The organism is Kitasatospora sp. NPDC127035 (assembly GCF_042726075.1).
Lineage (GTDB): Bacteria > Actinomycetota > Actinomycetes > Streptomycetales > Streptomycetaceae > Kitasatospora.
Window position 1 is genome coordinate 45,322 of sequence record NZ_JBHXDN010000051.1, and the last position, 23,756, is coordinate 69,077.

Genomic DNA, 23,756 nt, shown 5'->3' on the forward strand with positions numbered 1-23,756 from the left:
AGCCGGCGCTGTTCGCGGTGGAGGTGGCGTTGCACGCGCTCCTCACGCACTGGGGTGTGCGGGCGGACGTGCTGGTCGGTCATTCGATCGGTGAGGTTGCTGCCGCGCATGTGGCCGGGGTGCTGTCTCTGCCGGACGCGGCCACGCTGGTCGCGGCGCGCGGCAGGTTGATGCAGGCCCTTCCGTCGGGTGGGGCGATGCTCGCGGTGGGTGCTTCCGAGGCGGACGTCCTCGCCGCGTTCCCGGACGTGGACGTCGCGGTGGTGAACGGCCTTGCGGCCGTGGTGGTTGCGGGCCTGGAAGCCGAGATCGACGCCGTCGCGGAGGCTGCGGGCGAGCGTGGTTGGAAGTCCAGCCGCCTGCGGACCAGCCACGCCTTCCATTCGCGGTTGATGGAGCCGATGTTGGAGGACTTCCGCGCAGTGGTGCGGTCCCTGGCCTTCGCCGAGCCTTCGGTCCCGGCGGTGTCGTCGGTGACTGGTCGCCAGGTCGGTGTCGGGCAGTGGTCGGACCCGGAGTACTGGGTGGACCAGGTCCGCAAGCCCGTCCGCTTCGCCGACGCCCTCGAAGCGCTCGACGGCGTCACCAGGTTCGTCGAACTGGGCCCGGACGGCGTCCTGTCGGCGCTCGTCCAGCAGCCCGACGCCGTCACGGCGCCGCTGCTGCGCCGCGACCGTGACGAAGTCACCACCGCGCTGACGGCGCTCGCGACCCTGCATGTCAACGGTGTCCCGGTCGACTGGTCGCCGCTGTTCACGGGCGTCCGACCGGCCGAGCTGCCGACCTACGCCTTCCAGCACCAGCGGTACTGGCTGCAAGCAGCAGCGCCCGGCCGTTCGGTGGAACCTGCGGAGGCGGGCTTCTGGAACGTCGTTGAGAGGGGCGATCTCCCGTCGTTCGCAGCGGAGTTGGGTGTCGATACCGATGCCGCCGCCACCGTGCTGCCCGCGCTGTCGACCTGGCGGGCGCGCGGCCAGGAACGGTCGCTCATCGACGGCTGGCGATACCGCGTCACCTGGAAGCCGGTCGCCGATCCCGGCGCGGCCCGGGTCGACGGATCCTGGCTGCTTCTCGGTGAGGACCACGAGGAGACCGCCGCCCTCGCCGATGTCCTGACCGGTCACGGCGCGACCGTGCTCCGGTTGGAGATCGGGGTGCGGGCCGAGCTGGCCGACCGGCTGCGGACGCTCGACGCACCGCCGGTCGGCGTGCTGGTACCGGCGGGTTCGCTCACCGGCGTGCTCGCCGCCGTCCAGGCACTGGGCGACGCCGGAATCGCGGCGCCGCTCTGGCTCCTCACGCGGGGGGCGGTCGCGACCGGGTCCGCCGATCCGGCGGTCGACCCGCACCGAGCGGAGGTGTGGGGCTTCGGCCGCGTCGTCGGGTTGGAACACCCCGACCGCTGGGGCGGGCTGATCGACCTGCCGGAGCACCTGGACGTCCGTGCGGGCGGCCGTCTGGTGGCCGTGCTCGCCGGCGGGCTGGGTGACGAGACCGAGGTCTCGGTCCGGGGCGGCGGGCTGCTGGTCCGTCGCCTGACCCCGGCGCCTCGGCGGTCGGGAGGCGGCTGGGAGCCGCGTGGGACGGTTCTGGTCACCGGAGGCACCGGTGGTCTCGGCCGCCAGGTCGCCCGGTGGGCGGTGGAGCACGGCGCCCGACGGGTCGTGCTCGTCGGCCGACGGGGGACCGGGGCGGAGGGTGTCCGCGAGCTGACGGCGGAGTTCGAGAACGTCGAGGCCCGTGCCTGCGACCTCACCGACCGCGACGCGGTCGCGGCGCTGGTGCGGGAGTTCGACGACGAGCCCGACCTGGCGATCGTGCACGCCGCCGGGACCCTGGACGACGGCGTGGTCGCCGGGCTCGACCCGGCCCGCCTGGACGCGGTGCTGGCGAGCAAGGCCGGTGCGGCCTGGCAGCTGCACGAACTGACGGAGCACCGCCCGCTCTCGGCGTTCGTCCTGTTCTCCTCGACCGCCGGCGTGCTCGGCAACCCCGGCCAGGCCAACTACGCCGCCGCCAACGCGGCGCTCGACGCGCTCGCGGAGCACCGCGCGGCCCGCGGGCTGCCGGCCACCTCGATCGCCTGGGGACCCTGGGCCGACGCCGGCATGATGGCCGGCCACGCGGGCTCCGCGCAGTTCCGCCGCTCGGGCCTCTCCCTGTTGCCCCCCGCGGCCGCGCTGGCCGCGCTGGCCGCCGCAGTGGGCGGTGGCGAGCCGGCGGTGGTCGTCGCGGACGTGCGGTGGGACCGGTTCGCCGCCGAGTCCGGCGTGCTGCGGCCGGCGTCGGTGCTGGCCGACCTGCCGGAGGTCAGGGCGTCGGTCCGCGAGGTGACCGTGACCGGCCGGCTGCCGCTCGCGCTGCGGCTGGCGGACCTCTCGCCCGCCGAGGCGCGCCGGACCCTGCTGACCGAGGTGCGGGACCAGGCTGCCGCGGTGCTCGGGCACGGGTCGGGCGGTGCGGTGGCGCCCGACCGCTCGTTCCAGGACCTCGGCCTCGACTCGCTCACCGCGATGGAACTGCGGAACCGGCTGGCCGCCGCGACCGGACTCACCCTCCCGGCGGCACTGGTCTTCGACTACCCGGACGCCGACCGGCTTGCCGGGTTCCTGCTGGAAAGGCTCGTCGGCGGACGGGCTGCGGCGGCGGTACCGGCCGCTCCGGCCGCGCCGGTCACCGACGATCCGATCGTCATCGTCGGGCTGGCCTGCCGGTTCCCGGGCGGGGCCGACACCCCGGAGGACCTCTGGGACCTGCTGGCCTCCGGGACCGACGCCATGGGCGGGTTCCCCACGGACCGCGGCTGGGACCTGGAAGCCCTCTACCACCCGGACCCGGAGCACCCCGGCACCACGTACACCCGGGACGGCGGCTTCGTGTCCGCCGCCGGTGAGTTCGACGCGGGGCTGTTCGGGATCTCGCCGCGCGAGGCGCTGGCGATGGACCCGCAGCAGCGGTTGCTGCTGGAGACGTCGTGGGAGGCGTTCGAACGGGCCGGGGTCGACCCGCTGTCGCTCCGCGGCGAGCAGGTCGGCGTGTTCGCCGGAACCAACGGTCAGGACTACGTCGCGCTGCTGGACGACGGGTCCGAGGACGTCGCGGACTCGGCGGGCCACATCGGCACCGGGAACGCGGCGAGCGTGCTGTCCGGCCGCGTCTCGTACTCGTTCGGCCTGGAGGGGCCGGCGGTGACGGTGGACACGGCGTGCTCGTCGTCGCTGGTCGCGCTGCACCTGGCCGCGCAGGCGCTGCGTTCGGGCGAGTGCTCGATGGCGCTGGTCGGCGGTGTCACCGTGATGGCGACCCCGACGGCCTTCCTGGACTTCAGCCGTCAGCGCGGGCTGGCCGCCGACGGCCGGTGCAAGTCGTTCGGCTCCGACGCGGACGGCACCGCCTGGGGCGAGGGCGCCGGCGTCTTCGTGGTCGAGCGGTTGTCGTCCGCACGGGCGGCCGGTCGTCGGGTGCTGGCCGTGGTGCGGGGCACGGCGGTGAACCAGGACGGTGCGTCGAACGGTCTGACGGCGCCGAACGGTCCGTCGCAGCAGCGGGTGATCCGGGCGGCGTTGGCGCAGGCGGGTCTTTCCCCGCAGGACGTCGACGCCGTCGAGGCGCACGGCACCGGCACGACGCTGGGTGACCCCATCGAGGCGGAAGCGCTGCTGGCGACGTACGGCCGGGACCGGGACGGAGACGTTCCGCTCTGGCTGGGGTCGATCAAGTCCAACATCGGCCACACGCAGGCGGCGGCCGGTGTCGCTGGGATCATCAAGATGGTCCTGGCGCTTCGGCACGAGACCCTTCCCGCCACCCTGCACGCGGACCGGCCGTCCCCGCACGTCGACTGGGCGTCGGGTGCGGTGCGGCTGCTGACGGAGTCGCGTCCGTGGACCTCGGGGGACCGGCCGCGTCGGGCGGGCGTGTCCTCGTTCGGGATCAGCGGCACCAACGCGCACGTGATCCTGGAGGAGGCGCCGGCCGACGAGACCGTGACCGGACCGGCGCCGTACCCGACCGTGCCGGTGCTGCTGTCCGGCCGGACCCCGGCCGCGCTGCGGGCGCAGGCGGAGCGGCTGAGGACGGTGTCTGGTACCGACGTGCCGGCCGTGGCGGCGGCTGCGGCGCGGCGTCCGGTGCTGGCGCATCGTGCGGTGGTGCTCGCGGGTGGGACCGACGAGCTGACGGCCGGGCTGGATGCGGTGGTGTCCGGTGCGGGTGGTCTGACCGGCACCGCACGGGCGGGCCGGGTGGCGTTCCTGTTCACGGGGCAGGGTGCGCAGCGTGCGTCGATGGGCCGGGGGTTGTACGAGGCGTTCCCGGTGTTCGCGGACGCGTTCGACCAGGTGGCGTTGCACGTGGATGCTCACTTGGACCGGCCGTTGGCGGAGGTGCTCGCGGACGAGGAGTTGATCCACCGCACCGGGTACGCGCAGCCGGCGTTGTTCGCCGTCGAGGTGGCGTTGCACGCGCTGCTGTCGCACTGGGGTGTGCGTGCGGACGTGCTGGTCGGGCATTCGATCGGTGAGATCGCTGCCGCTCATGTGGCCGGGGTGCTGTCGCTCACGGACGCGGCCACGCTGGTCGCCGCACGCGGCCGACTGATGCAGGCCCTTCCGGCCGGTGGGGCGATGCTCGCGGTGGGTGCTTCCGAGGCGGACGTCCTCGCCGCGTTCCCGGACGTGGACGTCGCGGTGGTGAACGGTCCTGGGGCCGTGGTGGTTGCGGGCCTGGAAGCCGAGATCGAGGCCGTCGCGGAGGCTGCGGGTGGGCGGGGTTGGAAGTCCAGCCGTCTGCGGACCAGTCACGCCTTCCATTCGCGGTTGATGGAGCCGATGTTGGAGGACTTCCGCGCCGTGGTGCGGTCCCTGGCCTTCGCCGAGCCTTCGGTCCCGGCGGTGTCTGCGGTGACGGGACGCCATGTGGGGCTCGGGCAGTGGTCGGACCCGGAGTACTGGGTCGACCAGGTCCGCAAGCCCGTCCGGTTCGCCGATGCCCTCGACGCCCTCGACGGCGTCACCACCTACGTCGAGCTCGGCCCGGACGCGGTCCTGTCCGCGCTCGTCCAGCAGCCCGACGCCGTCACCGCGCCGCTGCTGCGCCGCGACCGCGACGAGGCGACCACCGCGCTGACGGCACTCGCGACCCTGCACGTCAACGGCGTCCCGGTCGACTGGTCGCCGCTGTTCACGGGCGTCCGACCGGCCGAGCTGCCGACCTACGCCTTCCAGAGGGAGCGGTTCTGGCCCGAGAAGGGGGCCCGGCCCCGCTCAGACCGTGACGACGACGGGTTCTGGACCGTGGTCGAGTCGGGCGACGTGGCTACGCTCGCCGACCGCCTCGGCGTGGAGGCCGAGGCGCTGGCGGGCCTGGTTCCCGCGCTGGCCGCCTGGCGTGCGCGTGGCCGGGAGCGGACGCTGATCGACGCGTGGCGCTACCGCGCCGTCTGGAACCCCACCACCGTCGCGGGCCACGGGCGGATCAGCGGGACGTGGCTGCTGGTCGGCGACGACGGGTTCGGCCTCGCTGCGGTCCTCTCCGGGCTCGGCGCGGAGGTCATGACCGTGCCGACGGGCTCCCGCTCCGAGCTGGCGGCCCGGCTGGCCGGGCAGGAGGCGGAGGGCGTCGTTTCGGTCCTCGGATCGGTCGGTGAAAACCTGGCGCTGGTGCAGGCTTTGACGGACGTACGGAGCACGACCCCGCTGTGGACGGTCACCCGGAACGCGGTGGTCACCGGCCGGGCGGACGACACGGTCGACGTCGGTCAGGCGCAGCTGTGGGGCTTCGGCCGGGCGGTGGGGCTGGAGCACCCGGAATTCTGGGGCGGTCTGCTCGACCTGCCGCCGGTCGTCGACACCCGGGCGGCCGGTCGCCTCGGCGCGGTCCTGGGTGGCGCGTTGGGCGCGGAGGACCAGGTCGCGCTGCGTAGTGGTGGCGTGCTCGTACGGCGGCTCGCGCATGCGCCGGCCGGTGCGGTCGGTGCTGCCGGTGCGTGGAGTCCGCGCGGCACGGTGCTCATCACCGGTGGGACCGGTGGCTTGGGCATCGAGGTGGCGCGGTGGGCGGCGGCGAACGGTGCGGAGCGGTTGGTGCTGCTCTCCCGGCGTGGATCTCAGGCGCCCGGGGCGGCGGAGTTGTTGGCGGAGCTGCCGATGGCGGAGATCCATGCGTGTGATCTGGCGGATCGGTCCGCGGTGGAGGCGTTGCTGGCCGTGGTCGGTCGGGTCGACGCGGTCGTGCACGCGGCCGGTGTGGGCGAGGACGTGGCGCTGGTCGACGCGGACGAGGCGCATCTGGACCGGGTGATCCGGGGCAAGGTCGACGGGGCGCTGCACCTGGACGCGCTGGTCGGTACGGATCTCGACGCGTTCGTGGTGTTCTCGTCCATCTCGGCGACATGGGGCAGCAGTCGGCAGGCCGCGTACGGGGCGGCGAACACCGCTCTCGACGCCCTGGTCCTGCGCCGACGGGCCGCCGGGCTCCCCGGCACGTCGGTCGCCTGGGGTCCCTGGGCGAGCGTCGGCATGGCGGCCGACGTCGAGGCCGCCGCTTCGCTCCGCAGGCAGGGCCTGGTGGGGATGGCTCCCGATCGCGCCGTGGCCGCACTGGCCCGGGCCGTGGGCGCCGGGGACGACCTGGTCACGGTCGCGGACGTGCGGTGGTCGGAGTTCCTGCCGCTGTTCACGGCGGCGCGTGAGCGGCCGTTCCTGGCTGACCTGCCGGAGGCCGCCGAGTCGGCCACCGTGCCGGAGCCGGGTACCGGGCTGGCCGCGCGGTTGGCGGGTCTGTCGTCGGCGGAGCGGCAGCGGACCGTGCTGGAGCTGGTCCGGGCCGAGGTCGCGGCGGCTCTCGGCCATGCGTCGGCCGGGGAGATCGAGGCGTCTCGGGCCTTCAAGGAGCTGGGCTTCGACTCGCTGACCGCCGTCGAACTGCGCAACCGTCTGCGGTCGGCGACCGGGCTGGCGCTGCCGGCGACGCTGGCGTTCGACTACCCGAGCGCCGAGCGGCTCGCCGCGTTCGTCCTGGCCGAGGTGGGAGGCGCGGAGGCGGCCGGTCCTGCCGTTCCGGCGCTCGCTGTCGCCACCGACGACGATCCGGTGGTGATCGTCGGGATGGGCCTGCGGCTGCCCGGCGGGGTGGACTCTCCGGAACGGTTCTGGGAGTTGCTCTCCGCAGGCGAGGACGGGATCGGGGCGTTCCCGACGGATCGTGGGTGGGATCTGGAGGGGTTGTACCACCCGGATCCGGAGCATGCGGGGACGTTCTACGCCCGGGAGGGCGGGTTCCTGTACGGCGCGGGCGAGTTCGATGCGGGGCTGTTCGGGATCTCGCCGCGTGAGGCGCTGGCGATGGATCCGCAGCAGCGCCTGTTGCTGGAGACCTCGTGGGAGTCGTTCGAACGGGCAGGCGTGGACCCACGGGCCGGACTGGCCGGACACCCGGTCGGCGTGTTCGTCGGTGCCTCCTTCATGGGATACGGCTCCGGACCGGTCGAGGCTTCCGACGGTGTGGAGGGGCACCTCCTGACGGGTACGGCTTCGTCGGTGATGTCGGGGCGGATCTCGTACACGTTCGGGCTCGAAGGCCCGGCGGTGACGGTGGACACGGCGTGTTCGTCGTCGTTGGTCGCCCTGCATCTGGCGGTGCAGGCGCTGCGGTCGGGTGAGTGCTCGATGGCGCTGGTCGGTGGTGTGACGGTGATGCCGACGCCGGATGTGTTCGTGGAGTTCTCGCGTCAGCGGGGTCTGGCGCCGGACGGCCGGTGCAAGTCGTTCGGTGCGGGCGCGGACGGGACGGGTTGGTCCGAGGGTGTCGGCATGCTGCTGGTCGAGCGGTTGTCGTCGGCGCGGGTTGCCGGTCGCCAGGTCTTGGCGGTGGTCCGGGGTACCGCGGTCAATCAGGACGGTGCTTCGAACGGTCTGACGGCGCCGAACGGTCCGTCGCAGCAGCGGGTGATCCGGGCCGCGTTGGCGCAGGCGGGCCTGTCGGCGTCCGACGTGGACGCGGTCGAGGCGCACGGCACCGGCACGACGCTCGGCGACCCGATCGAGGCCCAGGCCCTCCTGGCCACCTACGGTCAGGACCGGGACGGCGGCGACCCGCTCTGGCTGGGGTCGGTGAAGTCCAACATCGGGCACACGCAGGCGGCGGCCGGTGTCGCGGGCATCATCAAGATGCTGCTGGCCATGCGGCACGGGACCCTGCCCGCGACGCTCCACGCCGACGAGCGTTCCCCGCACGTGGAGTGGGCTTCCGGCGCGGTGTCGCTGTTGACGGAGTCGCGGCCCTGGAACCCCGGGGACCGGCCTCGTCGGGCGGGTGTGTCGGCGTTCGGCGTCAGTGGCACCAACGCGCACGTGATCGTGGAGGAGCCGCCGACGGTCGAGCCCACTGCCCCGGTGTCGGTCGAACTACCGCTTGCTCCGGTGCTGTTGTCCGGTACGGACGAGGCGTCCCTGCGTGCTCAGGCTCAACAGCTGATCGACAGCGCCGGGGTGGACATCGCTCGCCCGGTGGAACTCGGCGCCGCCTCGATCCGCCGTGCGGCACTGCCGCACCGGGCCGTGGTGCTCGCCGGTGACCGGGAGACCCTCGTCGAGGGCATGCGCCGAGTCGCCATAGGTGCTGCGGCACTCCGGGGCACGACGGGTGCCGGGCGGGTGGCGTTCCTGTTCACGGGTCAGGGCGCGCAGCGAGCGTCGATGGGCCGGGGGTTGTACGAGGCGTTCCCGGTGTTCGCGGATGCCTTCGACCAGGTGGCGTTGCACCTGGATGCCCATCTGGACCGGCCGTTGGCGGAGGTGCTGGCGGACGAGGAGCTGATCCACCGCACCGGGTACGCGCAGCCGGCCCTGTTCGCCGTCGAGGTGGCGTTGCATGCGCTGCTCACCCGCTGGGGTGTGCGGCCGGACGTCCTGGTCGGGCACTCGATCGGTGAGATCGCTGCCGCGCATGTGGCCGGGGTGCTGTCCCTCGGGGACGCCGCCACGCTGGTCGCCGCACGCGGCCGACTGATGCAGGCCCTTCCGGCCGGTGGGGCGATGCTCGCCGTCGGAGCCTCCGAGGCGGACGTCCTCGCCGCGTTCCCGGATGTGGACGTCGCGGTGGTGAACGGTCCTGGGGCCGTGGTGGTCGCGGGCCTGGAAGCCGAGATCGACGCTGTCGCGGAGGCGGCGGGCGAGCGGGGCTGGAAGTCCAGCCGTCTGCGGACCAGTCACGCCTTCCATTCGCGGTTGATGGAGCCGATGTTGGAGGACTTCCGCGCCGTGGTGCGTGGGTTGTCCTTCGCCGAGCCTTCGGTCCCGGCGGTTTCGTCGGTGACAGGCCGCCCGGTCGGTGTCGGGCAGTGGTCGGACCCGGAGTACTGGGTCGACCAGGTCCGCAAGCCCGTCCGCTTCGCCGACGCCCTCGCGGCCCTCGACGGCGTCACCAGGTTCGTCGAACTGGGCCCGGACGGCGTCCTGTCCGCGCTCGTCCAGCAGCCCGACGCCGTCACCGCGCCGCTGCTGCGCCGCGACCGCGACGAAGTCACCACCGTGCTCACGGCGTTGGCGACCTTGCACGTCAACGGCGTTCCGGTCGACTGGGCGCCCTTCTTCACCGGCGTCCGACCGGCCGAGCTGCCGACCTACGCCTTCCAGCACCAGCGGTACTGGCTGGAGAGCCGGCCCGCGAAGGCGGTGGCCGCCGATCCCGCCGAGGCCGGGTTCTGGGCCACGATCGACCGTGGCGACCTCACCACGCTCGCCACGGAACTCGGCGTCGACCCCTTGTCCCCGCTGGAGAGCGTGCTGCCCGCGCTGACGTCCTGGCGGGCACGCGGCCGCGAGCGCTCCCGGTCGGACGGCTGGCGCTACCGGGTCGGCTGGCAGCCGGTGCCCGAGCCGGGCACGTCGGTGCTGGAGGGCACCTGGGTGCTGGTCGGCGCGGACACCGTCGGACTCGCGGCGGCCCTGACCGGCCACGGTGCGCGGGTTCTGACGGTCGGAGCGGACGAGCGCGGCGCGCTCGCCCGGCGGCTGCGGGCGCTGGACGAGCCGATCGCGGGCGTGGTGAGCCTCGCCGCTCTTGAGGACGCGCCCCTGCTGGACACGTTCGCCGTCGTCCAGGCCTGCCTGGACGTCGAGTCGACGGCACCTCTCTGGCTGATCACCCGGGGCGCGGTGTCCGTCGGGAGGGCGGACGCCCCGGCCGGTCCGGTCCAGGCCCAGACCTGGGGCCTCGGTCGCACGCTGGCGCTGGAACACCCCGAGCGCTGGGGCGGTCTGCTGGACCTTCCTGCCGTCGTGGACAGTCGGGCGGCGGGTCGTGTTGCTGCGGTCCTGGGTGGTGCGCTGGGTGCGGAGGATCAGGTCGCCGTTCGCGGCGGCGGTGTGCTGGTGCGGCGCTTGGAGCATGCGCCGGTGGCTTCCGGGTCGGTCTGGAAGCCTCGGGGCACGGTGCTGATCGCCGGTGGGACGGGCGGCCTGGGGGCCGAGGTCGCGCGGTGGGCGGCGGCGAACGGTGCGGAGCGGCTGGTGCTGCTCTCCCGGCGTGGCGTGCGGGCGCCGGGGGCGGCGGAGCTGCTGGCGGAGCTGCCGATGGCGGAGATCCACGCCTGTGATCTGGCGGACCGGTCCGCGGTCGAGGCGTTGCTGGCAACGGTCGGCAAGGTCGACACGGTCGTGCACGCGGCCGGCGTCAGCGAGCACATGGCTCTGGTGGACGCGGACGAGGAGCACGTCCGCCGGGTCGTCGACGGCAAGGTCGACGGGGCGTTGCACCTGGACGCGTTGGTCGGTACGGATCTCGACGCGTTCGTGGTGTTCTCGTCGATCTCGGGTGTCTGGGGCAGCGGGGAGCAGGCGGCGTACGGGGCGGCGAACGCGGCGCTGGACGCGCTGGTGGCGCGGCGTCGCGCGCAGGGCCTGCCGGGTACCGCCGTCGCCTGGGGTCCGTGGGCCCGCGTGGGTATGGCGGCGGACGACGAGTCGGCCACGCAGTTGCGCCGGCGGGGTCTGAATCCGATGGATCCCGCTCGGGCGCTGGCCGTGCTGGCGTCGGCCGTCGGGTCGGGCGAGGCGGCCGTCACCGTCGCGGACGTGCGGTGGTCGGAGTTCCTGCCGCTGTTCACGGCGGCGCGTGAGCGGCCGTTCCTGGCCGACTTGCCGGAGGCCGTCGAGCTCGTTGTCGCTCCGGAGTCGGGCTCCGGGCCGGCTGCGCGGTTGGCGGGCCTGTCGTCGGCGGAGCGGCAGCGGACCGTGCTGGAGCTGGTCCGGGCCGAGGTCGCGGCGGTGCTGGGGCACGCGTCGGCCGGGGCGGTCGAGGCGTCGCGGGCGTTCAAGGAGCTGGGCTTCGACTCGCTGACCGCCGTCGAGCTGCGGAATCGTCTGCGGTCGGCGACCGGGCTGGCGCTGCCGGCGACGCTGGCGTTCGACTACCCGAGCGCCGAGCGGCTCGCCGCGTTCGTCCTGGAACAGATGGTCGGTGCGACCGCCCCGGTGGCGGGCCCCGAGGTCACGACCGTGGCCACCGACGACCCGATCGTCATCGTCGGGACGGGCCTGCGGTTGCCGGGCGGGGTGGAGACACCCGAGGCGTTCTGGGATCTGGTGGCCGAGGGCCGGGACGGCATCGGCGCGTTCCCGACGAACCGTGGCTGGGACCTGGAAGGGCTGTACCACCCGGATCCGGAGCACGCGGGCACCTACTACGCCCGCGAGGGTGGATTCCTCCACGACGCGGGCAAGTTCGACGCCGCGCTGTTCGGGATCTCGCCGCGCGAGGCGTTGACGATGGATCCGCAGCAGCGGTTGCTGCTGGAGACGTCGTGGGAGGCGTTGGAGCGGGGTGGGGTCGATCCGCTGGGCCTGCGCGGCGAGCCGGTCGGTGTGTTCGTCGGTGCCTCGTTCATGGGGTACGGCACCGGATCGGTGGAGAGCGGGGAGGGCCTGGAGGGGCACCTGCTGACGGGCACGGCCTCGTCGGTGATGTCCGGCCGGATCTCCTACACGTTCGGGCTCGAAGGCCCTGCGGTGACCATCGACACGGCGTGCTCGTCGTCGCTGGTCGCGCTGCACCTGGCCGCGCAGGCGCTGCGGTCGGGTGAGTGCTCGATGGCGCTGGTCGGCGGCGTCACCGTGATGCCGACGCCCGACATCTTCGTGGAGTTCTCGCGTCAGCGGGGTCTGGCGCCCGACGGCCGGTGCAAGTCGTTCGGTGCGGGTGCGGACGGGACGGGTTGGTCCGAGGGGGCCGGTGTCCTGCTGGTCGAGCGGTTGTCGTCGGCGCGGGCTGCCGGTCGTCAGGTCCTGGCGGTGGTGCGGGGCACGGCGGTGAACCAGGATGGTGCGTCGAACGGTCTGACGGCGCCGAACGGTCCGTCGCAGCAGCGGGTGATCCGGGCCGCGTTGGCGCAGGCGGGCCTGTCGGCGTCCGACGTGGATGTCGTTGAGGCGCACGGCACCGGCACGACGCTCGGCGACCCGATCGAGGCCCAGGCACTGCTGGCGACGTACGGTCAGGACCGTGACGGAGGCGAGCCGCTCTGGCTCGGGTCGGTGAAGTCCAACATCGGCCACACGCAGGCGGCGGCCGGTGTCGCGGGCATCATCAAGATGCTGCTGGCGATGCGGCACGAGACGCTCCCCGCCACCCTGCACGCGGACGAGCCGTCGGCGGAGGTCGACTGGTCCGTAGGCGCAGTCGAGTTGCTGACGGAGCCGCGTCCGTGGAGCGCCGGGGACCGGCCGCGACGAGCGGGTGTGTCGGCGTTCGGCGTGAGCGGGACGAACGCGCACGTGATCCTGGAAGAGCCCCCGGTGGCGGAGCCGGCCTCGGTACCGGTCGCGCACCTGCCGGTGGTGCCGGTGCTGCTGTCCGGCCGGACCCCGGACGCGCTGCGGGCGCAGGCGGAGCGGCTGAGGACGGTGTCGGGTACCGACCTGACGGCCGTGGCGGCGGCTGCGGCGCGGCGTCCGGTGCTGGCGCATCGTGCGGTGGTGCTCGCGGGTGGGACCGACGAGCTGACGGCCGGGCTGGACGCGGTGGTGTCCGGTGCGGGTGGTCTGACCGGCACCGCACGGGCGGGCCGGGTGGCGTTCCTGTTCACGGGGCAGGGTGCGCAGCGTGCGTCGATGGGCCGGGGGTTGTACGAGGCGTTCCCGGTGTTCGCGGATGCCTTCGACCAGGTGGCGTTGCACGTGGATGCCGATCTGGACCGGCCGTTGGCGGAGGTGCTCGCGGACGAGGAGTTGATCCACCGGACGGGGTATGCGCAGCCGGCCCTGTTCGCGGTCGAGGTGGCCTTGCACGCGCTCCTCACGCACTGGGGTGTGCGGGCGGATGTCCTGGTCGGTCATTCGATCGGTGAGATCGCTGCCGCGCATGTGGCCGGGGTGCTGTCTCTGTCGGACGCGGTCACGCTGGTCGCGGCGCGCGGCCGACTGATGCAGGCCCTTCCGGCCGGTGGGGCGATGCTCGCGGTGGGCGCTTCCGAGGCGGACGTCCTCGCCGCGTTCCCGGACGTGGATGTCGCCGTGGTGAATGGTCCTGGGGCCGTGGTGGTCGCGGGTCTGGAAGCCGAGATCGACGCCGTTGCGGAGGCTGCGGGCGAGCGGGGCTGGAAGTCCAGCCGTCTGCGGACCAGTCACGCCTTCCATTCGCGGTTGATGGAGCCGATGTTGGAGGACTTCCGCGCCGTGGTGCGTGGGTTGTCCTTCTCCGAGCCTTCGGTCCCGGCGGTGTCCTCCGTGACAGGACGCCCGGTCGGTGTCGGGCAGTGGTCGGACCCGGAGTACTGGGTCGACCAGGTCCGCAAGCCCGTCCGGTTCGCCGACGCCCTCGACGCCCTCGCGGCGCTCGACGGCGTCACCACCTACGTCGAGCTCGGCCCGGATGCGGTCCTGTCCGCGCTCGTCCAGCAGCCCGACGCCGTCACCGCGCCGCTGCTGCGCCGCGACCGTGACGAAGTCACCACCGCACTGACGGCACTCGCGACCCTGCACGTCAACGGCGTCCCGGTCGACTGGTCGCCGCTGTTCACGGGCGTCCGACCGGCCGAGCTGCCGACCTACGCCTTCCAACGCCAGGAGTACTGGCTCGAATTCAGGCCCCCGGTGGTCGACGCTGTCGAGGCGGGTTTCTGGGACCGGATCGAGCAGGGCGACCTGCCCGGCCTCGCCGCGCAGCTCGGCGTCGCGGAGGCCGACCTGGAAGGTGTCCTGCCCGCGCTGACCTCCTGGCGCGCGCAGGGGCGGGAGCGTTCGCTCCTGGACGGCTGGCGCTACCACGTCACGTGGGAGCCGCTGCCGGAACCCGGGGCTGTGTCCCTCGCGGGAGGTACCTGGATCCTGGTCGGCGATGTCCCGTTGGCCGACGCGCTGGAACAGCACGGCGCCAAGGTCCTTTCGGTGCCGGCGGGTTCGACGGCGGAGCTGGACACCCGCCTGTGTGGCCTGGACGTCGTCGGCGTCCTGGCGGCGCCGGGGTCCGTGGACGAGGCGCTGGCACTGGTCCGGACGATGGCGACTGCCGGGTCCGGGGCCGCGTTGTGGCTGGTGACGCGGGGTGCCGTGGTCACCGGCCGGGCGGACGGCGCGGTGGACGTCGACCAGGCGCAGCTGTGGGGCTTCGGCCGGGCGGTGGGGTTGGAGCACCCCGGGATGTGGGGCGGTCTGCTCGATCTGCCGGTCGAGTTGGACCGCCGGGCGGCGGGTCGTGTTGCTGCTGTCCTGGGTGGTGCGTTGGGCGCGGAGGACCAGGTCGCGGTGCGCGGTGGTGGCGTGCTCGTTCGTCGTCTCGTTCACGCGCCGGTGGGTTCCGGGTCGGTCTGGAAGCCTCGGGGCACGGTGCTGGTCGCCGGTGGGACGGGTGGTCTGGGCGTCGAGGTGGCGCGGTGGGCGGCTGCGAACGGTGCGGAGCGGTTGGTGTTGCTCTCCCGGCGTGGATCTCAGGCTCCGGGGGCGGCGGAGTTGTTGGCGGAGCTGCCGATGGCGGAGATCCATGCGTGTGATCTGGCGGATCGGTCCGCGGTGGAGGCGTTGCTGGCCGTGGTCGGTCGGGTCGACGCGGTCGTGCACGCGGCCGGTGTGGCCGAGGACGTGCCACTCGTGGACGCGGACGAGGCGCATCTGGACCGGGTGATCCGGGGCAAGGTCGACGGGGCGTTGCACCTGGACGCGCTGGTCGGTACGGATCTTGACGCGTTCGTGGTGTTCTCGTCGATCTCGGGTGTCTGGGGCAGCGGGGAGCAGGCGGCGTACGGGGCGGCGAACGCGGCGCTGGACGCGCTGGTGGCGCGGCGTCGCGCGCAGGGTCTGCCGGGTACCGCCGTCGCCTGGGGTCCGTGGGCCCGCGTGGGTATGGCGGCGGACGACGAGACGGCCACGCAGCTGCGCCGCCGGGGTCTGAGCCCGATGGATCCCGCTCGGGCGCTGGCCGCGCTGGCGTCGGCCGTCGGATCGGGGGACGAGGCGGTTACCGTTGCGGACGTCCGCTGGGCGGACTTCCTGCCGCTGTTCACCGCGAGCCGCGCCCGACCGTTCTTCGACCGGCTGCCGGAGGCCGCCGAGTCGGCTGCCGCGCCGGAGTCGGACTCCGGTCTGGCCGCCCGGTTGGCGGGTCTGTCGTCGGCGGAGCGGCAGCGGACCGTGCTGGAGCTGGTCCGGGCCGAGGTCGCGGCGGCTCTCGGCCATGCGTCGGCCGGGGAGATCGAGGCGTCTCGGGCCTTCAAGGAGCTGGGCTTCGACTCGCTGACCGCCGTCGAACTGCGCAACCGTCTGCGGTCGGCGACCGGGCTGGCGCTGCCGGCGACGCTGGCGTTCGACTACCCGAGCGCCGAGCGGCTCGCCGCGTACGTGCTGGCACAGGTGGTGGGCAGCGCGGAGGCAGCCGCACCGACCGGGGCGGCGGTTCCGGTCGCGGTCCAGGACGACCCGGTGGTCATCGTGGGCATGGGGCTGCGGTTGCCGGGCGGGGTGGAGACACCCGAGGCGTTCTGGGATCTGGTGGCCGAGGGCCGGGACGGCATCGGGGCCTTCCCGACCGACCGTGGCTGGGACCTGGAAGCCCTGTACCACCCCGACCCGGACCACGCGGGCACCTCGTACACCCGGCACGGAGGCTTCCTCTACGAGGCCGGCGACTTCGACGCCAGGCTGTTCGGGATCTCGCCGCGCGAGGCGCTGGCGATGGATCCGCAGCAGCGGTTGCTGCTGGAGACGTCGTGGGAGGCGCTGGAGCGGGGTGGGGTCGATCCGCTGGGCCTGCGCGGCGAGCCGGTGGGCGTGTTCGTCGGCGCCTCGTTCATGGGGTACGGCATCGGGTCGGTGGAGAGCGGGGAGGGCCTGGAGGGGCACCTGCTGACGGGCACGGCCTCGTCGGTGATGTCCGGCCGGATCTCCTACTCCTTCGGGCTCGAAGGCCCTGCGGTGACGGTGGACACGGCGTGTTCGTCCTCGTTGGTGGCGCTGCACCTGGCGGCGCAGGCGCTGCGGTCGGGTGAGTGCTCGATGGCGCTGGTCGGCGGTGCGACCGTGATGCCGAACGCCGATGTCTTCGTGGAGTTCTCGCGTCAGCGCGGACTTGCTGCCGACGGCCGGTGCAAGTCGTTCGGTGCAGCTGCGGACGGGACGGGCTGGTCCGAGGGTGTCGGCATGCTGCTCGTCGAGCGGTTGTCGTCGGCGCGGGCTGCCGGTCGTCAGGTCCTGGCGGTGGTCCGGGGCACGGCGGTCAATCAGGACGGTGCGTCGAACGGTCTGACGGCGCCGAACGGTCCGTCGCAGCAGCGGGTGATCCGGGCGGCGCTGGCGCAGGCGGGGTTGACCCCGCAGGACGTCGACGCCGTCGAGGCGCACGGCACCGGCACGACGCTCGGCGACCCCATCGAGGCCCAGGCGCTCCTGGCCACCTACGGTCAGGACCGTGACGGCGAGCCGTTGTGGCTCGGGTCGGTGAAGTCCAACATCGGCCACACGCAGGCGGCGGCCGGTGTCGCGGGCATCATCAAGATGCTGCTGGCGATGCGGCACGAGACACTCCCCGCCACCCTGCACGCGGACGAGCCGTCGCCGCACGTGGAATGGTCGGCCGGTGAGGTCGAGCTGCTGACCGCGTCGCGTCCCTGGAACCCCGGGGACCGGCCTCGTCGGGCCGGCGTCTCGGCGTTCGGCGTCAGCGGCACCAACGCGCACGTCATCCTCGAAGAGGCCCCCGCAGGGGAGGCCCCGGCCGACGGCCCGGAGCCGACGGTCGTCCCGGTGCTGCTCGCCGGGCACACCGAGTCGGCGCTGCGGGCCCAGGCGGAGCGTCTGCGGCACGTCGCCGACCAGGATCTCCACGCGCTCGCCGCGGCTGCGGCGCGGCGCCCGGCGCTGGCGCATCGCGCGGTGGTGCTCGCGGGTGGGACCGACGCGCTGACGGCCGGGCTGGACGCGGTGGCGACCGGTGCGGGTGGTCTGACCGGCACCGCACGGGCGGGCCGGGTGGCGTTCCTCTTCACGGGTCAGGGCGCGCAGCGAGCGTCGATGGGCCGGGGGTTGTACGAGGCGTTCCCGGTTTTCGCGGACGCGTTCGACCAGGTGGCGTTGCACGTGGATGCCGATCTGGACCGGCCGTTGGCGGAGGTGCTGGCGGACGAGGAGTTGATCCACCGCACCGGGTACGCCCAGCCGGCGCTGTTCGCAGTGGAGGTGGCGTTGCACGCGCTGCTGTCGCACTGGGGTGTGCGGGCGGACGTGCTGGTGGGGCACTCGATCGGCGAGATCGCTGCCGCGCACGTGGCCGGGGTGCTGTCCCTCGCGGACGCGGCCACGCTGGTCGCGGCGCGCGGCAGGTTGATGCAGGCCCTTCCGGCCGGTGGGGCGATGCTCGCCGTCGGAGCCTCTGAGGCGGACGTCCTCGCCGCGTTCCCGGACGTGGACGTCGCCGTGGTGAACGGTCCTGGGGCCGTGGTGGTCGCGGGCCTGGAAGCCGAGATCGACGCCGTCGCCGAGGCTGCGGGCGAGCGGGGTTGGAAGACCAGCCGTCTGCGCACCAGCCACGCCTTCCATTCGCGGCTGATGGAGCCGATGTTGGAGGACTTCCGTGTGATCGTGAAGTCCCTGGCCTTCGCCGAACCGTCGCTCCCGGCGGTCTCCACGGTGACCGGCCGCCCGGTCCGGCCGGGCGAGTGGTCGGACCCGGAGTACTGGGTGGACCAGGTCCGCAAGCCGGTCCGCTTCGCCGACGCCCTCGAAGCGCTCGACGGCGTCACCAGGTTCGTCGAACTGGGCCCGGACGGCGTCCTGTCGGCGCTCGTCCAGCAGCCCGACGCCGTCGCCACGCCGCTGCTGCGCCGCGACCGCGACGAAGTCACCACCGGACTGACGGCGCTCGCGACCCTGCACGTCAACGGCGTCCCGGTCGACTGGTCGCCCTTCTTCACCGGCTTCCGGCCGCTCGAACTCCCCGCCTACGCCTTCCAGCGGCAGCGGTACTGGCTCGCCGCGACCCGCGGCGCCGGCGATCTCGGTGCGGCCGGGCTCGGCGCCGCCGAGCACCCCTTGCTCGGCGCGGTCGTGCCGCTGGTCGACGGGGACGGGACGGTGCTCACCGGCCGGCTCTCGCTCGGTGACCAGCCCTGGCTCGCCGATCACGTGGTCGCCGGTGCGGCGCTGCTGCCCGGGACGGCGCTGCTGGAGCTGGCGCTCCAGGCCGCCCGCCAGGTCGGCTGCGACACCGTCGAGGAGCTGACGCTGCACGTGCCGCTCGTCGTACCCGACCGGGCCGCGGTTCGGATCCAGGTGACGGTGGACGGCCCGGACGAGCGGGGCCGCCGGGACGTGCGCATCCACTCCCGTGACGAGCACGGCGACGGCTGGCAGCACCACGCCACCGGCGCCCTCGCGCCGGCGGGCGCGGCGGCGGGGCGGGCCGTCGACACCTCCGCCGTCTGGCCGCCCGCCGGCGCGGTGGAGGTGCCGCTCGACGGCCTCTACGCCGGTCTCCGGGACATGGGCCTGGACTACGGGCCGGCGTTCCAGGCGCTTCGGGAGGTCTGGCGTCGTGGCGACGACCTGTTCACCGAGGTGGTCCTCGGTGAGGAGTTCCGGCGTGAGGCGTCGCGGTTCGGTGCGCACCCCGCCCTGATCGACGCGGCCCTGCACGCGCTGAGCCTGCCGGGCGGCGACGCCGAGGGCGGTGACGCCGACGCGGTGGCACGGCTGCCGTTCAGCTGGTCGGACGTGGCGGTGTACGCCGTCGGCGCGGACCGGTTGCGGGTCCGGATCAGTCCGGCCGGCGGTGACGCGGTCCGGTTGGAGGCGTTCACCACGGCGGGGCAGGCCGTGCTCGCGGTCGGGTCGCTGGTGATGAGGCCGGTGCCGTCCACCCGTCCCGTGGCGGCGGACCTGTTCGCGGTCGAGTGGGACCGGGTGCCGGCGCCTTCCCCTTCGGCGGCCTCGCCGAGGGCGGCCGGCTGGGCGGTGCTCGGGGAGCCGCTGCCGGAGCTGCCGGGCGTGCCGGCGCGGGACGGCTTCGGTGCCCCGGTGGTGCTCGTGGCCGCGGGTGGCGCGGGCAGCGGCGGCCAGGGGGCCGGCGGGGTCGCCGAGGTGACCCGTGCCGAGGTCCGCCGGGTGCTGGCGGTCGTGCAGAGCTCGCTGGCCACCGACTCCCGGGTGGTGGTGCTGACCAGGAACGCGGTCCTGCCCGATGGCGAAGGCGGCGACGGCGGCGAAGGCGGCGACGGCGTCGACCTCGCCGGGGCTGCGGTCTGGGGCCTGCTCCGGTCGGCCCAGCAGGAGAACCCGGACCGGTTCGTCCTGGTCGACGTCGACGAGGACGCCGCGTCCTGGCTGGCGCTGCCGGCGGCGGTGGCCTCCGGTGAGCCTCAGGTGGCGGTCCGCGGTGGCGCGCTGTTCGCGCCGCGGCTGGCGCGCACGACCGCCGGTGACCGGGCGACCGACCCGACCACCGGCCGGGCCACCGATTCGACCACCGCATCGGCCACGGACCCGGTCACGGACCCGGCGGTCGGATCGTTCGGCGCCGGTACCGTGCTGATCACCGGCGGGTCCGGCACGCTCGCGGGCCGGGTGGCGCGTCATCTGGTCGCCTCCCACGGGATCCGCCGGCTGGTCCTGGTCAGCCGCAGCGGCGGCGGGGAGGCGGTGGCCGGGGAGCTCGGCGCCGAAGGCGTGGAGGTGACGCTCGCCGCGGCGGACGTGACCGACCGTGCCGCGCTGGCCGCGGTGATCGCCGGGATCCCGGCGGAGTACCCGCTGACCGGGGTGGTGCACACCGCCGGTGTCCTGGACGACGGGATCGTCGAGCAGATGACGCCCGACCGGCTCGACCGCGTCCTGCGGCCGAAGGTGGACGGCACGCTGCACCTGCACGAACTCACCCGGGGCCTGGAACTCTCGGCGTTCGTCCTGTTCTCGTCCGCGTCGGCGGTCTTCGGGACGCCGGGGCAGGCGAACTACGCCGCGGCCAACGGGTTCCTCGACGCGTTCGCCCAGCACCGCCGGGCGCTCGGCCTGCCGGGGCAGGCGCTGGCCTGGGGGCCGTGGGCCGAGGGCGGCATGGCCGGTGACCTGGACGAGGCCGACCGGCAGCGGATGGCCCGGGCCGGCGTGCTGCCCTTCGACGTCGCGTCGGGGCTGGCGGCGTTCGACGCTGCCGTGACCGCCGCGGCGGCGCCGGTGGTGCCGATCCGGCTCGACCTGGCGGCCGTGCGGGCGGCGGGGGAGGTGCCGGCGCTGCTGAGCGGCCTGGTCCGGAGGCCGGCGGTCAGGGCCGTGGCGCCCACGGTGGTGCCGGTCGCCCAGCAGTTGGCGGGGCTGTCGGACGAGGCGAGGCGCGAACTGCTGCTGGACCTGGTGCACGGCCACATGGCGACGGTGCTGGGCTACCCGGCCGACCATCCGACGGAGCCCGCCCGGGGCTTCCTCGACCAGGGGTTCGACTCGCTCACGGCGGTCGAACTGCGCAACGGTCTGACCGCGGTGACCGGCCTGCGCCTGCCGGCGACGGTGATCTTCGACTACCCGACCCCCGGCGACCTGGCCGAGCACCTGTTCGAGCAGTTGGCCCCGGTGGAGCCGGTGGCCCCGCCGCTGCCCGCGCTGGCCGAGCTCGACCGGTTCGAGGCCTCGTTGGCCGCCGACGGACTCGACCCCGCGGTGCGCGACCAGATCGCGGACCGGCTCCGGAGGCTGCTCGCGGGCTGGCAGCCGACGGAGGCGGACGAGGTCGTCGACCTGCTGGAGGAGGCCAGCGACGAGGAGATGTTCGCGTTCATCGACAACGACCTCGGCCTCTAGCCGGTCGGGGCGGGGCGGAGCGCCGGCACGCAGGGGCCGGCGCTCCACCGGCCGCGAGGGCGCGGCGCGACCGGTGGACGCGGCCTACTTCCGCATGATCACGGGTTCGCGCCGGCGCAGCAGCCGGGCGACGACGAGTCCGAAGAGCACGGAGAGGGCCAGCAGCATGCCCATGTCGAGCAGCCAGACGCTGCCGCGGTGGGCGAACATCGGGTCGTCGGTGAGGGGGTCGGGCAGGAGGGCGCCCAGGTCGACGGTGGCGGCCATCGCGCCGAACCCCCAGCGCGCGGGCGCCAGCCAGGAGAGCTGGTTGAGGATCGGCGTCTGGTCGAGCTGGAGCAGCGCGCCGCAGAACACCACCTGGACGATGGCGACCAGGACCAGCAGGGGCATGGTCACCTCCTCCTTCTTCACCACGGCGGAGACGAGGAGGCCGAGGACCATCGTGGTGACGGAGAGCAGGGCGACGGCGAGGGTGATCTCCACCAGGCGCGGCAGGAACACGCCTCCGGCGCCCGGTGGTCCGAGCCCGACGCCGACCAGGGCGACCAGGGTGAGGACCACCGACTGGACGACCGTGATGGTGCCGAGCACCACGATCTTCGAGCAGAGGTACGCGGATCTGGACAGGCCGACGGCGCGTTCGCGCTGGTAGATGACGGTTTCCTTGACCAGTTCGCGGACGGCGTTGGCGGCCCCGGTGAGGACGCCGCCGACGCAGAGGATGAGCAGCGCGTTGAGGGCGGTGTCCTCGTCGAGCTGTCGGCCCGCGAGGGCGCGCGTCAGGGCGCCCATGATGAACGGCAGGGCGATCATCACGGCGAGGAAGGTCTTGTCGGCGGCGAGCACCGTGGCGTAGCGGCGGACGAGGGTGGAGACCTGTTTGCCCCAGCGCCTCGGGGTGGGTCGGGGAGCCGAGGCGGTGGGCGCCGGCGTGCCGGGGAGCGAGCGGGCGGGGTGGTCCATGGCGCCGGCGATGTAGCGCCGGTAGGGGGTGGACGCCCGGTACTGACCGGCCCAGTCGTGGTCGCGCCGGCTCTCGAAGGCTTCGAACGCCTGGGGCCAGTGGTCGAAGCCGAAGTGGCCGAGGGCCTCGCCGGGCGGGCCGTACCAGGCGATCCGGCCGCCGGGGACGAGCAGGAGCAGACGGTCGCAGAGGTCGAGGCTGAGCACGCTGTGGGTGACGACGATGACGGTGTGTCCGTCGTCGGCGAGGCTGCGGAGCATCTGCATGACCGAGCGGTCCATGCCGGGGTCGAGACCGCTGGTGGGTTCGTCCAGGAACAGCAGGGAGGGCTTGGTGAGCAGTTCCAGGGCGACGCTGACGCGCTTGCGCTGGCCGCCGGAGAGGCTGGAGATGACCTGGTCGGCGCGCTGGGTGAGGCCGAGCTCGCTGATCACCTCCTCGACCCGGGCCTCCCGTTCGGCGGGCGCGGTGTCGCCGGGGAAGCGGAGCTCGGCCGCGTACCGCAGGGCGCGGCGGACCCGCAGCTGGGTGTGCAGGATGTCGTCCTGCGGGACGAGGCCGATGCGGTGGCGCAGCTCGGCGTACTCGCGGTAGAGGTCGCGGCCGTCGTAGCGGACGGTGCCCCCGGTCGCGGGGCGGAGCCCGGTGAGGGCGTTGAGCAGGGTGGACTTGCCCGCGCCGCTGGGGCCGGTGACGGCCAGCAGGCTCTTCTCGCCGACCGGGAAGGTGACGTGGTCGAGCAGGACGTGGGCGTCGCCGACCGTGACGGTGAGGTCCTCGACGTCGAGGTCGACGATGCCGGTGTCGATGAACTCCTGGAGCTCGTCGCCGATCAGGCAGAACTCCGAGTGGCCGATGCCGACCAGGTCGCCCTGGCCGACGAGGGCCTCGAACACGGGCTGGCCGTTGAGGTAGGTGCCGTTGTGGCTCTCCAGGTCCGCGATCTCGTACCGGCCGTCGGGGAGGGCACGGAGTTCGGCGTGGTGGCGGGAGGCGGAGAGGTCGCTCACCACCAGGTCGTTGTCGGGGGCGCGGCCGATCCGGACGACGCGGGCGGACAGCGGGAGGATGCTGGTCGGCGGGCGGTAGGAGCCGGTGATCGAGGTGAGGGCGGACGACTGCCGCTGCTGGACGGTCATCGGCTCGGGCAGGGCGCTCAGGCTGCAGCGGGGCCCGTCGGCGGGATCGCCGAAGCGGACCACGCTGCCGGGGCCGACGTCCACGTGCCGGACGCGGTGGCCCTCGGTGTACGTGCCGTTGGTGGAACCGACGTCGTCGAGCACCCACCGGCCGTCCCCCTCGTGCAGGACGGCGTGGTGCCAGGAGACCCGGGGGTCGGTGAACACGACGTCGCTGGCCGGGTCCCGGCCGACGGCGTAGGAGCGGCTCGGGCTCATGACCTGCGAGTCGCCTTCGGCATCGAGTACGAGCTGGGGCGCGCTGGGCCCGAACTCTCGTTCTCCCATACGGTCGATGCTAGTCCGGTGGGGGCCCGGCCGCCCGGGAGGCGGCGT

General features: G+C 73.9%; 2 protein-coding genes (1 of these 2 running past the window's edge). One reads left to right on the forward strand and one right to left on the reverse strand.

Annotated elements, in window-relative coordinates:
• Positions 1–21,275: the 3' portion of a type I polyketide synthase gene (locus tag ACFWIC_RS28895; protein ID WP_380520366.1), read on the forward strand. Its footprint begins 19,939 nt before the window's first position; the window shows 21,275 of its 41,214 coding nt (coding positions 19,940–41,214); the start codon falls outside the window, past its left edge; it ends in the stop codon at positions 21,273–21,275.
• 84 nt (positions 21,276–21,359) lie between these two features.
• On the opposite strand, the gene ACFWIC_RS28900 is transcribed toward ACFWIC_RS28895, so the two are convergent.
• Entirely contained in the window at positions 21,360–23,708 is a 2,349-nt protein-coding gene (locus ACFWIC_RS28900) for an FHA domain-containing protein (RefSeq protein WP_380520367.1), read from the reverse strand.
• Positions 23,709–23,756: the final 48 nt, after the last annotated feature.

Bases quoted from the DNA above. Each gene is read 5' to 3' on its own strand.
- ACFWIC_RS28900 (WP_380520367.1), bottom strand. From the start codon at position 23,708: ATGGGAGAACGAGAGTTCGGGCCCAGCGCGCCCCAGCTCGTACTCGAT.